This is a genomic window from Bacillus sp. FSL M8-0266 (genome assembly GCF_038613425.1).
GTDB classification, from domain to species: Bacteria; Bacillota; Bacilli; order Bacillales; family Bacillaceae; genus Bacillus; species Bacillus pumilus.
In genome coordinates this window covers 1,304,860-1,320,198 of the sequence record NZ_CP152015.1, presented here as the reverse complement: position 1 = coordinate 1,320,198, position 15,339 = coordinate 1,304,860, and the positions used below count along the sequence as shown (strand labels likewise).

The following is a 15,339-nucleotide window of genomic DNA, read 5'->3' as shown; positions in this document are numbered from 1 at the left end:
TCTTCCCATTGTAATGAAAAATACGCTACCATTTCTACATTTTTTTAGAAAAAGAAAAGCACATCGGATAGGATGTGCTCTCAGATTGTTGACAAAGGGCTAAAATGATCTTTATTTTAGCCCTTTGTCTTCTTTTCAGCGTGATTGATAACCTTTGAAGTCTAGGGAGGACGAGCACCAAAGCAGAGCGAATTTGACATTCGTGAGCACCAGCGCGCAGAACTGACAACGAATGCGAGGGTTTGTCTACACGCTGAAAGCACATCGGATGGGATGTGCTCTGTTTTTTACTTCGTGTTTTCATTTTTCTTGTTCGCCCGGCGTAAGACCATGAGCATAAGCCCTATTACGATCACAACCGATAGTAGACTTTGCATGAGAAGCACGCTTGGTGATGTCCAGCCAATCCATTCGAATATGAGCTGCGGTCCGAAGAAGATGACCGGAATCAATGAAATGAGATTCGCCTTCATGATCGCATTAAAGACAATGATACATAACAGCATAAGCAGGATGACGCCCCATCTTTGACCTGAAGTCAGCACAAGTAATGGTGTGCCGAGCTTTTGATCCAATAGTTTGATTGTGACCATTGAAGTCAGTTGAAAGATTCCTAAGATCCAAAAATAAAGAAATGCCCGGCCGCTTGTCTGAAAGGCAGACGCTCTAAACATCACAATGATCATGATAACATTGGCAACTAAAACGAGCGGATATCCTATTAACGCATACCAAGAATAGGATAAGCTTTGACTGATCGCATCTGATAAAATCATATAGAAGAGTGATCCAATTAAGAAGGCACTGACGAAGGGAATCCAGTCTTTATGGTTTCCTGACAGCTCTTTTGCGAGTTCATCAGCATAGCCCCTCGGATCTCCGCCAAACACAGCCTCCCCTGTTTTGCCATCTTTTTCAGCCTCAACGGCATGTGTCGTTAGCTCATCCATTAGCTCATCAATTTCGTCCTGATTTTTCCCCTTTGATATGAGATAGAGTTTCAGCTCTAGTAGGATGTGTCTTGTTTCTTTTGATACCATAATCTCACTTCCCTTTTTGTAGTAAACAGTTCACATTTTTTGAAAGCTCACTCCAGCGAGTAATAAACTCTGTGAGCGCTTGTTCTCCAGCTTGTGTGAGCGTATAGTATTTCCTTTTCGGCCCGCTTGCTGATGCTTTTGTGATAGTGGTCACGAGCTGTTCCTTTTGCATACGCAGCAGGATCGGATAGATACTTCCTTCACTAATTTGATCAAACCCATAATAAGCGAGCTTCTTCGTCATTTCATATCCATAAATCTCACCCTCTGAAATAATCGACAGCAGGCAGCCTTCTAAAATTCCTTTTAGCATTTGTGTGGATGTTGTCATCTTTGTTCCTCCGATTTCAGTATCTTGCATCACAAGATAGCATCATCTTACCACACACTATCTTGCCATGCAAGATACCGTTCTAGAAAAAAATCACCGCTTAAAGGGTGATTTTTACGCCCATGGTTTATCTGTCCCAAGTGCGTCAGCCAGTGCCTTGCTATGCTTTCGGCGGCTTTTTCTTTCTTCAGCTCGCTGTTTTGCGGTTTGATGCAGCATGATTTCTTCCTCTGTTTCCGGCATGACTTGTGGGACTTTCTTTGGCTTCCCATTGTCATCTAACGATACAAAGGTAAGAAATGAAGTCGCTGCGAGTCTGCGCTCTCCAGACATCAAGTTTTCTTTGATGACCTTGACGAACACTTCCATAGAAGACGTACCCACCCATGTGACATAGGACTCTAAACATACCGACTCCTTTTGTCCAATCGGCTCTAAAAAATCAACTGAATCCATTGATGCCGTGACCGTTTCACATCGGCTGTGCCTTGCTGCCGAGATGGAGGCAATGTCATCTATATAACTCATTAATTTCCCGCCAAATAAGGTTTGGTGATTATTCGTATCGAGAGGAAATACCCTGCTGGTTTTGACAACTTTCGATTCCTTGCAGTATTTGAAATTTTCTTCACTCATCATCATAGCTCCTTCTTGCTGTTTTCGTGAATGCGGAACGACTTTTATTAAACACTATTCTTTTAGGTTTGTCTAAACTTTTTGCTTTAGTCTCTTGTGAGAGATTTTCTTTCGGAAATGTTTCAACTATGACTAGAACGAGGAATAATAGAACTATGAACAAACAAGGAGGCCATTTGATGGATTCTATGAGAGCAGAACAAATACACAAAATGCCGCAATGCATGAGTGAATATGATGATTTACAAGAAGTCCTTTTATGCAGTCCCATCTATATGGAAATCAAACAGATCATCAACGAAACCCAAAAACAATTTGCAAGAGAAAATATTTCTCAAATGAAAGCCGTTGCTCAGCATAAGCAATTGATCCAAACCCTAAAAGACCATCAAGTACGCCCCATTATGCTTCCTGCAAATGACCGCTTTCCTGAGCAAGTCTTTACTCGGGATATTGGGTTTACGATTGGACATACACTTTTTGTTTCAAGCATGGCCGCTCCGGTTCGGCAAGGAGAAGAACAATTGTTAAAAGAGTGGGCACAGGGAACTGGCTTGAAAACTGTTACCCTGACAAACGGAACGATTGAAGGCGGCGATGTGCTTGTGGATCAAAGACGCGTATTTGTCGGAACGAGCAAAAGAACAAACCCAGCCGCTATTCATGAGCTTAAAAAAGAATTGCCGGATCATGACATCATTTCCATTCATCTTCCTCCTCACATTTTGCATCTCGATTGTGTGATGAATATTCTCTCTCATGATGAGATATTGATTTATCCAGAAGCGTTCAAAAAAGAGGATCTTCACCTGCTCAACATGCATTATCATCTAATTGAAATAAGCGAACAAGAGCAATTCACACTCGGCCCAAACGTTTTATCCATTGGACAGAAAAAAGTGATCAGTTTGCCCATCAATCAAGAAACAAATGCTGCATTAGCCGCTCACGGCTACACTGTCATTGAAGTGGATTTTTCAGAAATCATTAAATCTGGCGGCTCTTTTAGATGCTGCACATTGCCGATTCGGCGTTCGTTCACTAAAAAAGCCAGCGTGTAGAACAGCTTGTCTACTTGCTGGCTTTTTATCTGCCTATTTTTATGTCCGATCGTATAAATGACAGGCGACATCATGCCCTTCTTCTACTGCTTGTAATATTGGCTTTTTTTCAGCACACACATCCATCGCTGCAGGACACCTTGTTCGAAATACACAGCCGCTTGGCGGGTTCACTGGACTTGGAATTTCTCCTTTTAAAATGAACCTTTTGCGCTTGTCCTCCACGTCAGGATCTGGAATGGGGATCGCAGACAGCAATGCTTGTGTATAGGGGTGCAGCGGTGTTTGATATAACGTATCACTGCTGGTCAATTCGACGAGATGACCTAAATACATGACACCGATTCGGTCGCTAATATATTTGACCATCGACAAGTCATGCGCAATAAAGAGAAATGTCAGCCCTTCCTCCTTTTGCAGTTTCTTCAGCAAATTCACGACCTGCGCTTGAACGGAGACATCTAGTGCAGAAATTGGTTCATCTGCCACAATAAATTTCGGCGCTAAGGCGAGTGCTCTTGCAATACCGATTCTCTGCCTCTGTCCTCCGCTGAATTCATGAGGATAGCGCGTGGCAAAGTCATAGCTAAGTCCAACAGCTTCCAGTAGTTCTTTCACCCGGGCAACCCTTTTCTTTTGACTCCCATAAAGGTTATGAATCTCCATTGGCTCCAGCATAATATCTTTTACAGACAGCCGCGGATTTAAGGAGGAATACGGATCTTGAAACACCATTTGAATTTGCCGATTAAAATCAAATGATTCTTTTTGAGAAAGGTGATGAAGGCTTTTCCCTTCATATAAGGCTTCCCCATCTGTCGGTTCATAAAGACGCATAAGCACTTTTCCAAGTGTGGATTTCCCGCAGCCGGACTCGCCAACAAGGCCAAATGTTTCGCCTTGTTTCAGCTGAAAGGAGACACCGTCTAGCGCTTTTAGCGTTCTTCCTTTCGATAGATGAAAATGTTTTTTGAGATTGTTTACTTGTAAAAGTGGTTCAACTGCCATGACCTTTGCTCCTCTCGCTTGGCAAATACCGTCTTGCACCTGCCCATTCTTTTTCATATGAAGTGCCAGCAAGGGAAAGAAGTTCAATTTCTCTGCCGGTTTTAGGCGAATGAAGCATCATACCGTCACCTGCGTAGATCCCAACATGGCGGACTGCTCCCTTTCCGTTGTCATTGGCGAAAAACAATAAGTCGCCTTGTTCTAAATGGCTTGATGCGACCGGTGTTCCTTGCACTGCTTGGTCACTTGCGTCCCTCGGCAAAAGATATCCGCACGCTTTATACATGCTGTAAGCAAAGCCCGAACAGTCATAGCCAAAGCTGCTCATGCCGCCCCATAAATACGAAAGACCAATAAATTGTTTTCCCTTGTCTACAACATCTTTGCCGGCCATAGAAGAAATGGTTGAAACTGGCTGCACATCTGCTTTATTGATTTCTTTCGTACCTGATGGTGTGACAACACGAAAGCGATCACTCGTTTCTTCTACAGCTACGAGCTCTGTTAAAAAACTAATTTCCATGTCCGCTTGCCCGTTTCGATAGAGCATGGCTTTTTTCTGACAAACGATATGAGATGCAGTAGGTGCACTTCCTTCTGTCACTTGCTTTAGTTGGTTCGCAGGTATATAGCCAGGATAGCCTTGTGGATGTTTCCGGCTGGCCTGCTGCGGAATAACGACTTTCATCCAGCCGTCTGTTTCTTCTAATCCAATGACTCGTTCGCCGAGCAGTACTTGCGACTGGATCAGATTTTCTTCACATAAAGCCAGTTTTTCTTCATATGTTTGCTTGTCAATCCACTCTTTGATTTTGAAGGAGCCATGAAGAACCTTTTGATCGATTTCTCTCGGTGACTGCGGCGCTGTCCATACGTTCGCAACTGCAACCTTTGATTCAAATATCATCATGAGACTCCTTTCACCCCTTGAATGCCTAACCCATGTTGCGGCGGGAAAAAGATATTTTTTCCTTTGTACACGATTCCTCCGTCTACCATGTCCTCTTTTAGCATCAGCGGGGCATCAAAATCATAGCGGGTGATATTTGGCTGGCTGGCGGCGAGATGAGCGGCTGCTGTAATGCCAAGTTTTGACTCAATCATACTGCCAACCATGCACTTTACGCCGTATGCTTCTGCCAAAGCATTGATTTTTAAGGCTTCTTTTATGCCGCCTGATTTCATTAATTTTAAATTGATTAAATCACAGCTTCTCGTTTCAAGCACCTTGATCGCATCATGAAAACTGAAAATGCTTTCGTCTGCCATAATCAGTGTATTTGTTGCCTGCGTCACATGGCGCAGACCTTCGATATCTTCTTTTGGCACTGGTTGCTCGACTAGTTCGATATTCAGTGATTCCATTTTCCGAATGGCTACAACCGCTTCCTTCCACGTCCAGCCCTGGTTCGCATCGAGCCTAATCTGAATATCCGGCCCGATCTTTTCTCGAATTCGCTTGATACGCTGAATATCCGTGTCTATATCATCTTTTCCTACCTTGATCTTTAATGTCTGAAAGCCTTCTGCTGCGTATTGCTTCGCATCTTCCGCCATCTCAAGCGGACGGTTTACACTGACCGTATAATCGGTTTCAAGCTGACTGCGATATCCGCCAAGGTATTGATAAAGCGGAAGCCCTGCCTGCTTCGCTAAACCATCATAAATGGCCATGTCAACCGCTGCCTTTGCGCTTGTGTTGCAAGCGAGCACCCGGTTCATATGAGAAAAAATTTGTTCATATTCTGACAAGGAAGCTCCAAGCAAAATCGGTCTGATCACTTCGCAGATGGCATAGTCGATGCTTTCCAGCGTTTCACCTGTAATCACCGTTGTCGGGACTGCTTCTCCGTAGCTGACGTCACCTTGATCATATGTGATGATAACGATCAGAGATACTGCGTCATACACCGTTCGTAAAGCGGTTTTGAAAGGCTTTTTTAGCGGTACACTCATTCTGCATGTACGAACATCGACGATTTTCATTTGATCGCCTCTTTCGCTGCAACGCCTGGAGAAATATGCAGTTTTTTTCCTGTCGCATCTAATGCAGCCTGCGTGCCCATTGGAATGGCAAAGTTCGGCGAAGAATGACCGATTCGGAAGCCCCCAAGTGTAGGTTTCTTTTGCGGAACAATATAGGTGTCCCATACTTGATTCAATGTGAGAGACTGATCTTTCTTTTTTGGCTCACATTGATGAAAATCTCCAATGATGAATCCAGCCGCATCATCCAATTTTCCAGCAGATTTGAGGTGCTGCATCATTCGATCGATTTTATAGGGCTCTTCGTCAATATCTTCAATGAACAATAGCTTTCCCTTCGTATCGATTTCAAAAGGCGTACCAAGTGTTGTCACGATGAGGGCAAGATTTCCTCCTACAATCTCACCTGAAGCGGTGCCCGGATAGAAAGTATGAAGGGGTGACAAGTGGTGCGCATACGTAAAGGCTTTCGGTGCGAACAGCTGTAAAAAGGTATCTTTCGTATAAGGATGGACCTCCTCAAGTCCCACATCAGAGGAAAGCATTGGCCCATGAAACGTCACAAGACCCGTCTGCTGCTGGATGGCCGTATGTAAAAACGTAATATCACTATAGCCCCAAAAGATTTTTGGATTCCGGCGAATGAGGTCATAGTCAATGGCTTCCGCAAGTCTGCCAGTCCCGTATCCTCCGCAAGCACAAATAATCGCCTTCACTTCTGGATCTTGAAACATACGATGAAGATCCTCCACTCTTTCATGATCATGACCTGCTAAATATCCATACCGGTGGCCCAAATACTTTCCTTTTTCCACCTTTAGCCCGAGGCTTTCTAAAAAGGCAATCCCTTTTGCTAATTTCAGCTCATCAGGCGGACTTGCTGGTGCAATAATCCCCACCGTATCCCCTGTTTGAAGTGCCACTGGCAGCTGGCTCATGCCATATCCCCTCTTTCTCTTTATTTCTTTCAATCTATGGGTTTCTGCTTCATAACATGAACGAATATAAAGGAACAGACGCTTTTATCTCAAAGCGTCTTAGATTGTTGACAAAGGGCTAAAATGATCTTTATTTTAGCCCTTTGTCTTCTTTTCAGCGTGATAGAAAACCTTTGAAGTCTAGGAAGGGCAGCTACTTTTGCGGAGCGAATTGAACATTCGTGAGCACCAGCGCGCAGACCTGACAACGAATACGAGGGTTTGTCTACACGCTGAGACGCTTTTATCTAAAAGCGTCTTTCGACCCTAATATCACTCTCCATCTACTTGTGCCCATTTCAAATCGATATACCCAACAGGGTGACGGACAATCCCCTTCACGCCTTCTTTTTGTAAATGAACTTGGTTATAAAAATGAATCGGAATGATCGGTGCTTCTTCAATAAGTAGTGCCTCTGCATCATGAAGGATGTTGTTTCTCTTTTGTTCGTCTGCTTCCTGGCTCGCCTTCTTGATCAGTTGGTCATAGGTATCGTTTGACCATCCTGTCCGGTTCATGGCATTCCCTGTTTGAAAGCTCTCTAAGAAATTGATCGGATCTGCATAGTCTGCTAAAAATGAACTTTGTGAGAATTGAAATTTCAGTGCCTTTTGATCTTCTGCAAACACATTGGCTTCCATGTTTGCAAGCTTCACATCTACACCTAGCGCTTCTTTCAGCTGCTGCTGGATGGCTTCAGCTTTTTTCTTGTTCTCAGGCTTTGTACTGTATGTCAATGTGACGGCTGGCAGTTTTGAATAGTTCTCTTCTTTCAGCCCTTTTTCTAGCAGCTTCGCAGCTTCACTCTTATCATTCTTCACAAGATCACCGCCAGCTTTTCTGAAATCTTCACCCTTTGAATCAAGAATGCCTGGCGAGACGAAGGCACGTGCTGGCTTCTCTTCATTTTTCGTTACATAATCCACGATATCTTGCGGGTTGATCGCCATTTGAAAAGCTTTGCGGATGTTCTTATTTTGAAAAGGTTCCATGTTCACATTCAGACGATAAAAGAACAATCCAGCCTGGTCTTCAATTTGTACATCTTTATTTTTCAGCAGGTTTTCACTTTGCTCTGCTGGGACAAAGGCAGTATCTAAATCTCCTGATTGATACATTTGATAGTCTGTGTTTCGATCACTGATCATCAGCCACTTCACTTGATCCAGCTTGACTGTTTTTTTGTCCCAATACGTCTCACTTTTTTCCATTGTGAAGCTCTCATCATGCTTCCACTCTGTCAGCTTGAACGGTCCATTTCCGACAAAGGTTTTGGCGTCTTTTGCCCAGTTTGGGTCCTTCTTAGCTACCTGTTCATTGACAGGAAAAAAAGCAGGGTTTGCGGTCATATTTAAGAACGATTTCTGCGGATATGCCAGTGTGACCTTGAGCGTTTTGTCATTTACAGCGCTGACTTTCACGTCTTCTTTTTTTCCTTTTCCGCTGTTAAATGCCTCTCCGCCTTCAATCATGTAGGCTAGGAACGATGCAGATGAGCCTGTTTTCGGATCAAGCAGCCGCTTCCACGCATATTCAAAGTCACTCGCTTTCACTGGATCACCATTTGACCACTTGATGCCATCTCTTAAATGGAACGTGTACGTTTTTCCATCCTCTGAAATCTCCCATTTTTCAGCCATTGCAGGAGATGGTTCCTGCTTTTCATTTAGTCTTGTTAATCCCTCCATTAAGTTATTGAGTCCTTGCCACGATACATTATTAAAACCAATCGGCGGATCAAACGACGTCGGTTCATTTTCGTTATTTAAGGTTAATACTTTCTTTTCACCCTGATTGCTTGATGATCCTTTCCCTGCCTGCTCATTGGCTGTACATCCTGCGAGCAGCATGATCGTGAACAAACATATACTGATGATCCACCCTTTTTTTTTCATCAAAAACTCCCCCTTTGTGTTGAAGATAAAACCGTTTGATTCGCTCGCTCATCTTGGAGCCAGCAATGCACTGTGTGGGTAGGTGACCGTTGCGTTTCGTGCGGCATGATATGATCACATACCTTCATGGCGGACGGGCAGCGATCTGTATACGGACAGCCCTTTGGCGGAGCAAATAAATCAGGTGGGCTTCCTTCAATTGGAATGAGTTCATCTTTCATATCAAGTCTTGGAACGGATTGCAGAAGTCCTTTTGTATAAGGATGCTGCGGACTGTAAAAAATATCTCGCCTCGTTCCGACCTCCACCATTTTCCCTCCGTACATGACCGCCACTCGGTCTGCGACTTGGGCGACGACCCCTAAATCATGTGTGATTAAAATAATGGTGACACCTGTTTTTCTCTGAATCTCTTTAAACAGCTCTAATATTTGTGCCTGTATGGTCACATCCAGCGCTGTCGTTGGTTCATCAGCAATCAGCACTTTGGGCTCGCAAATCAGTGCCATGGCAATCATGAGCCGCTGCCTCATTCCCCCGCTGAACTGATGAGGGTATTGCTTTAGCCTTTCCTTCGGCTGCGGAATGCCGACCAAATCAAGCATCCGAATGGCGGCTTCTTTCACTTCTTTTTTCGTCAGCTTTTGGTGCTCCTTTGCCGCCTCCATGAGCTGATCGCCGATTGTCAAGGTTGGGTTCAGTGCGGTCATTGGATCTTGGAAGATCATCGAAATATCGACACCTCGTATGGCGCGCATTTCTTTTTCAGATAACGACAGCAAATTGCGGTCTTCAAACCAGATTTCTCCCTGATCAACATGAGCGCTGTATGCTGGCAGCAGCCTCATGATGCTTTGTGAAGTCACACTTTTCCCGCAGCCTGACTCTCCTACAATGGCAAGGGTTTCTTTTTCATATACATCCACATTCACTCCGCGTACCGCTCGAACTGAGCCGCCATATGTCCGAAAGCTGACGTGCAGATCGATGATTTGTAGAACTTTTTTCAAAGCGCCATCACCTCTTCATCTTCGGATCAAGCGCATCTTGCAAGCCATCACCTAAATTGTTAAAGCAAAACATCGTGAGCGAAATAAAAAACGCAGGGAAAAATAAACGCCACCAATGCCCGTTATCTGACAGCACTGTCGGCAGCGCATCATTTGCCATCACGCCCCAGCTTGCAAACGGTGCTTGAATGCCTAAACCAAGAAAGCTTAGGAACGCTTCTGCAAATATCGCGGTCGGTACAGTTAAGGTCATCTGAACGATAATCGGCCCCATCGTATTCGGCAGCAGGTTGCGGCGAATGATACGAAGGCTCTTTGCACCAAAGGTTTTTGAGGCAAGGACATATTCCTGGCTTTTCAGCTGAAGAACTTGACCTCTCACGATTCTTGCCATTCCAATCCATCCGGTGACAGTGAGCGCTACAATAATGGTGACGAGCCCTGGCCCCATCAGAACCATCAATAAAATGACAACAAGTAAATAAGGAAGACCGTAAAGCACCTCGACGATTCGCATCATGACATGGTCATATCTCCCGCCCTTATAACCGGCAATCCCTCCATAAATCACGCCGATGGCAAAATCAATCAAGGCTGCCATGACGCCTACAAATAAAGAAATACGAGCCCCGTACCATGTACGCGTGAACACATCTCGTCCAAGCTCATCCGTTCCGAACCAGTGAGCAGCGGATGGCGGCAGATTTTGCATCGAAAGACGCTGCTCTGTCACGCTATTAGGTGCAAGCAATGGGCCTAATAGTGCCATGATAAAAAGAAAAATCAATACCGATAGACTAAACATCGCAAGCTTATTTTGCTTCAGTCGTCTCCATGTGTCTGCCCAATACGAAAGAGAGGGCCTTTTAATGGCATGGGTCTCTGTGTTCTTTTGCTCTCTCGGAGAAAACCATTCGTCCGGCACTTCATGATGCGGATTCGGTTGATCCTGCTGCAAATGTATACTCATGCCTTGCCTCCTTTCTGATGCAGCTGAATCCTTGGATCAAGCAGGCGATACGCCACATCAACAATGAAAAGAAGTGTGATTAAAATGATGCTGTAAAAAACAGTGGTTCCCATGATGACAGGATAATCACGGTTGTTAATACTCTCGACAAAGTATTTTCCCATGCCAGGAATCGCAAATATTTTTTCAATGACAAAACTTCCTGTTAAAATGCTTGCGACAAGCGTGCCAAGAATGGTCACAACAGGCAAAAGCGCATTTCGAAGCGCATGTTTGAACACAATTTTAAAGGGAGAAAGTCCTTTTGCTTTAGCAGTGCGAATATAGTCCTGAGACAGCACTTCAATCATGCTCGATCTTGTTAACCGGGCAATAATGGCCATCGGACTAACGGCAAGAGCAATGGTCGGTAGCACCATATGCATCGGACTTGTCCACATCGCTGTAGGAAAGAGCTTCAAATTCACAGCAAGCTGCTGAATTAATAAAGTAGCAAAGATAAAGTTTGGAATGGATATACCGAAAACAGCAATGGTCATGGCGATATAATCAATCAAGCCATTGTGCCGGAGGGCAGCCATGACCCCTAGCAGGATACCGGAGATGACAGCAATCAATATTGAGATAAGACCAAGTTCTAATGAGACTGGGAAGCCTCTCGCCAATAGATCATTGACACTTTCAGAAGGCTTTTTAATGGAAGGACCAAAATCAAAGGTAACGATGGATTTTAAATAGATGACATATTGAACATACAGTGGTTCGTCTAAGTGATAGTAGCTTTCGAGGTTTCGCTGGACGGTTTCGTTTGTATTTCGTTCTTCATTGAAGGGCGATCCTGGGATGACCTTCATTAAAATAAACGTTAACGTCGTAATCGTTAAGATCGTGGCAATCATCGCAATAAAACGCTTGAGCAAAAAGCTGGTCATCTGCCGTCTCCCCCTCGCTTAACAAAATGTTGTACGTGCGGCAAGCTCTGTCATGACAAGCATCGCTTGGTAGGCTTCTAATATATTCTCTGCTTGATACGTCACCGTTGTTGTCCCTTCAATAATGGCAGTACCAGGCATTAAATTCGCCCATTCAGCTTGTCCATAATTGGCAAACTCAATCTTCAGCAGCGGCTGATCAGGAGGCGTCAGCGGCTTGATGTGATGAATCTGTTTCATTGCGACTTCCACTTGCTGTGAGATTTGTTGGTTGACTTTGGCAGGAGTGAGACATTTCACAGCAGATCTTGAAATGGTCTCTTTCACTGCCACTGTTTTCACACCAGGCATCAGCTTTTCTGCTTCAAGTGCCGCTTGATCATCTCCGCAAACAAGAATCACCGGTACACCATAGTAGCCTGCAACATACGCATTAAAGCCCATTTCACCAATTGGATGATCATTTATGTAAAAATGTCGGACACCAAAAATCATACTGTGGGACATCACACCTTTCATAGACGCCCTCGCATGATAGCCTAAAAAAACAGCAGCATCATAGGTTTGATCTAACCCTTGAACCATTGAATAAGGCTTGACGTCACCAGATATAAGAGATGCTTCTTCATGCAATTCTTCAATCAACAAATTATTCATTTTAGAATGACTGTCATTGACCAAAATATCCGTTGCGCCATGCTGAAGAAGTGCCTCCACACAGGCATTCACTTCACCCGTCATGATCTTTCTGCCCCGTTCATAATTGTGCTGACGGGCATCGACAAATGTATGATCAGCTAGACCAGTAATTCCCTCCATATCGACAGATACATAGAGCTTCATCCCCATCCCCCTTTAATTAAACTTAAAATTTGTGTATATTTTTCTAAATTTTCTAAAAAATTATATGATTACTTGATTGATTTTTCAATACAATGTCTGAAAATAAGGAAATTAGACTCAGTTAATACAGGTCAATAGACTGAATGAGAAAGGATTTTTTTAACAAATAAAACACCACTAACTGTGTCTTTAGTGGTGTTTGTCCGCTTCGTTAATCTGTGATTTCAGTTGTTCATATTTCTTCATGGTTTGTGTAAATAGATCATCAAACATCTGAGGTGCCTGCTTTTGAATCACCTCGGCGCCTTCTCCTGTAATGCCCCCTTTTGTCGCCACCCTATCGACAGTTTCAGCAAAGGTGAGGCCTCGTTCTACAAGGACTTGACCTGTGCCTAAAAGGGCATACGTTAAAAATTCATACGCTTCCTCTAAGGAAAGCTCACTATTTCTCACAGCGGCTCTCGCCATTTCTTCAAAAAGAGCAGCGATAAAACCAGGAGATGAACTCGTCAAGTTACTCGCCGCATCAAGCCGGTCTTCCTCCACTTCACGTACGATGCTAAAAGCTGAAAGCAGACGATGCAAACGCGCCTTTTCTTCCTTTCCAGCAGTTTCGCCATGCACAACGAGGGATACGCCCGTTCCAACAGCTGACGTGAGCGTTGGGATGTATCTGGATACTGGTTGAGTCGAATGCTTTGATAACTTGTCTAACGTCACAGCCGCGGCTACTGATACAATATGGACCGATTTGGTTGCTGAAGGCAGTTGATCGAGTACATCAAGTACAGCAAGTGGCGGCACGCAGATAAAAAGTACATCACATGACGCAGAAAGTTCGTCTAATGAGCAGATGTTTATTTCTTGATGCTTGTCTTTGAGTTGAAGCAGGCGGTCCGTTTCACTTCTTGTGTGGATCATGATTTGATGGGCATTGAGTACTTCTTTTTCCAGCCATTTTTGCACCATCATATCAGCCATGCTTCCATATCCAATGATTCCAATTGTCTCCACAGTTTAATCTCCTCTATTTTGCTTAGATTCACTACTTATTTTAACAATTTCCCACAATGTTTTCATTTTTATCCCACACTTTTTTCTTACGATCAAGTCAGTATCCACCACAAAAGGTAAAACCCCTTAAACCCATTCATGAAAAAATGATGAAAGAGAGTGATTTGAATGACACATCACAAAAATGAACAACAACCTTCTCAAGAACTTCAAACAACGGAACAGCCACAAAAACAAAAGAAGAAGCCAAACGGATGGTTTAAGCCATTTGTCAGCGGTGTTGTAGGCGGTACGCTGGCGTTAGGTGTGTACGTCCTTTCGCCATATGCCCAGCACGCATCAGACAACACAGCACATAACTCAGCAGCAAAAACAGAAGCTGTATCGACAAATGATACAAGTGCCAATTCCTCAAAAACAAGCGCCGTCCAAACATCACATTCATCAAACAGCATCTCCAGCATGGTAGAAAATGTATCACCAGCCATTGTCGGCATTACAAACTACCAAGCGCAAAGTCAAACAGACACGAGCTTCGGCGATTTCAATACACCTTTTGATGAGTCACAGCAAAATAAAAGCAGTCAAGAGGAAAAAACAGGTACAGGCTCAGGAGTGATTTTCAAAAAATCCGGAAGTAAAGCCTATGTCTTAACAAACAACCACGTCATTGAAGGGGCAAATAAACTAACAATCTCCTTGCACGATGGCAAAACCGCCAAAGGTAAATTAGTCGGAGCTGACCCGCTGACTGACCTAGCAGTTGTAGAAATTAGCAGCAACCAAGTAACGAAGGTCGCGGCATTAGGCGATTCCTCCTCGCTGCGTGCTGGAGAAACCGTCATCGCGATCGGAAACCCGCTTGGTGAAGATCTATCAAGAACCGTGACCCAAGGAATTGTCAGCGGTGTCGATCGAACAGTCTCGATGAACACATCAGCAGGCGAAAGCAGCATTAATGTGATTCAAACAGATGCAGCTATTAACCCAGGAAACAGCGGCGGCCCGCTTCTTACGACAAATGGAAAGGTTGTTGGGATCACGAGTATGAAAATTTCTGAAACAGGTGTTGAAGGCATTGGATTCGCGCTTCCAATCAATGATGTCAAACCAATCGCCGATCAGCTTCTCGCAAAAGGAAAGATTGAGCGTCCATATATCGGCATCAGCATGCTGGATCTCGAACAAGTCCCGGACGTGTATCAGAAAGAAACACTCGGTCTCAAAAATAGTCAGCTTGATCAAGGCGTATACGTCAAAGAAATCGCCGCAGGCTCACCTGCCGCCAAAGCCGGCTTAAAGTCAGAGGATGTCATTACCGCCATCAATGGGAAGCAAATCAAAACCGGAAGTGAATTACGTCATGAGCTATACACGAATACAAAGATTGGAGACACCGTGAGCATCACACTCATTCGAAACGGAAAAGAAGAAACGAAGAAGGTGACATTAACACAAACTGAATCTAAGCAGGTAAGTTCCTAATGCAAAAGAAGGGCTAAAATCATCTTGATTTTAGCCCTTTTTCTTCTTTTCGGCGTGATAGAAAACCTTTGAAGTCTAGGAAGGCCGAGCACTGGCGCGGAGCGAATTTGCAATTCGTGAGCACCAACGCACAGGACTGACAAAGAATGC

Annotated in this window: 15 protein-coding genes; 2 read left to right on the top strand and 13 right to left on the bottom strand. The window is 44.1% G+C overall.

Annotated elements, in window-relative coordinates:
- Window positions 1–287: 287 nt before the first annotated feature.
- The 3 genes from MKY83_RS06535 to MKY83_RS06525 form a co-directional block, all read right to left on the bottom strand.
- A complete protein-coding gene (locus MKY83_RS06535; protein ID WP_283924410.1) occupies window positions 288–1,040 on the bottom strand; it encodes a hypothetical protein in 753 nt (250 codons plus the stop codon).
- A gap of 4 nt (window positions 1,041–1,044) precedes the next feature.
- Window positions 1,045–1,371 (bottom strand): PadR family transcriptional regulator, encoded by a 327-nt coding sequence (locus MKY83_RS06530; RefSeq protein ID WP_342488401.1) that lies wholly within the window; start codon window positions 1,369–1,371, stop codon window positions 1,045–1,047.
- A gap of 114 nt (window positions 1,372–1,485) precedes the next feature.
- Window positions 1,486–2,007 carry an acyl-CoA thioesterase gene (locus MKY83_RS06525; RefSeq protein ID WP_034619972.1) on the bottom strand — a complete coding sequence of 174 codons (522 nt, stop codon included), beginning with the start codon at window positions 2,005–2,007 and terminating at the stop codon, window positions 1,486–1,488.
- Window positions 2,008–2,186: 179 nt separating this feature from the next.
- Between MKY83_RS06525 and MKY83_RS06520 the strand changes: the two genes are divergently transcribed.
- Window positions 2,187–3,068 carry a dimethylarginine dimethylaminohydrolase family protein gene (locus MKY83_RS06520; protein WP_342488399.1) on the top strand — a complete coding sequence of 294 codons (882 nt, stop codon included), beginning with the start codon at window positions 2,187–2,189 and terminating at the stop codon, window positions 3,066–3,068.
- 39 nt (window positions 3,069–3,107) lie between these two features.
- On the opposite strand, the gene MKY83_RS06515 is transcribed toward MKY83_RS06520, so the two are convergent.
- The 10 genes from MKY83_RS06515 to proG all read right to left on the bottom strand — a co-directional run bounded on the left by MKY83_RS06515 (window position 3,108) and on the right by proG (window position 13,704).
- On the bottom strand, window positions 3,108–4,076 hold the full coding sequence (locus MKY83_RS06515) for an oligopeptide/dipeptide ABC transporter ATP-binding protein (RefSeq protein ID WP_065097116.1): 969 nt from the start codon (window positions 4,074–4,076) through the stop codon (window positions 3,108–3,110).
- Window positions 4,066–4,983, bottom strand: a complete 918-nt coding sequence (locus MKY83_RS06510; RefSeq protein WP_342488397.1) for an NlpC/P60 family protein — start codon at window positions 4,981–4,983, stop codon at window positions 4,066–4,068. Before MKY83_RS06510 ends, MKY83_RS06515 begins: the two co-directional genes overlap by 11 nt.
- Window positions 4,983–6,062, bottom strand: coding sequence for a dipeptide epimerase (locus MKY83_RS06505; protein WP_106067751.1), 1,080 nt, complete (start codon window positions 6,060–6,062; stop codon window positions 4,983–4,985). The genes MKY83_RS06510 and MKY83_RS06505 overlap by 1 nt, the downstream gene beginning before the upstream one ends.
- The gene (locus tag MKY83_RS06500; RefSeq protein WP_319610481.1) at window positions 6,059–7,000 is read right to left on the bottom strand and encodes an LD-carboxypeptidase; all 942 of its coding nucleotides are present in this window, start codon (window positions 6,998–7,000) and stop codon (window positions 6,059–6,061) included. Before MKY83_RS06500 ends, MKY83_RS06505 begins: the two co-directional genes overlap by 4 nt.
- Window positions 7,001–7,312: 312 nt before the next feature.
- Window positions 7,313–8,935 (bottom strand): peptide ABC transporter substrate-binding protein, encoded by a 1,623-nt coding sequence (locus tag MKY83_RS06495; RefSeq protein WP_268508054.1) that lies wholly within the window; start codon window positions 8,933–8,935, stop codon window positions 7,313–7,315.
- Window positions 8,935–9,945, bottom strand: coding sequence for an ABC transporter ATP-binding protein (locus MKY83_RS06490; RefSeq protein WP_106067754.1), 1,011 nt, complete (start codon window positions 9,943–9,945; stop codon window positions 8,935–8,937). The genes MKY83_RS06495 and MKY83_RS06490 overlap by 1 nt, the downstream gene beginning before the upstream one ends.
- A 7-nt stretch (window positions 9,946–9,952) precedes the next feature.
- On the bottom strand, window positions 9,953–10,915 hold the full coding sequence (locus tag MKY83_RS06485) for an ABC transporter permease (RefSeq protein ID WP_319610480.1): 963 nt from the start codon (window positions 10,913–10,915) through the stop codon (window positions 9,953–9,955).
- The gene (locus tag MKY83_RS06480; RefSeq protein ID WP_003211100.1) at window positions 10,912–11,847 is read right to left on the bottom strand and encodes an ABC transporter permease; all 936 of its coding nucleotides are present in this window, start codon (window positions 11,845–11,847) and stop codon (window positions 10,912–10,914) included. Before MKY83_RS06480 ends, MKY83_RS06485 begins: the two co-directional genes overlap by 4 nt.
- Window positions 11,848–11,865: 18 nt before the next feature.
- Window positions 11,866–12,690, bottom strand: coding sequence for a M55 family metallopeptidase (locus MKY83_RS06475; protein ID WP_224925177.1), 825 nt, complete (start codon window positions 12,688–12,690; stop codon window positions 11,866–11,868).
- Between the two features lie 189 nt (window positions 12,691–12,879).
- Window positions 12,880–13,704 carry a pyrroline-5-carboxylate reductase ProG gene (gene proG, locus MKY83_RS06470; protein WP_065097108.1) on the bottom strand — a complete coding sequence of 275 codons (825 nt, stop codon included), beginning with the start codon at window positions 13,702–13,704 and terminating at the stop codon, window positions 12,880–12,882.
- A 168-nt stretch (window positions 13,705–13,872) separates the two neighbouring features.
- Between proG and MKY83_RS06465 the strand changes: the two genes are divergently transcribed.
- Window positions 13,873–15,189 carry a trypsin-like peptidase domain-containing protein gene (locus MKY83_RS06465; RefSeq protein ID WP_342488395.1) on the top strand — a complete coding sequence of 439 codons (1,317 nt, stop codon included), beginning with the start codon at window positions 13,873–13,875 and terminating at the stop codon, window positions 15,187–15,189.
- Window positions 15,190–15,339 lie beyond the last annotated feature (150 nt).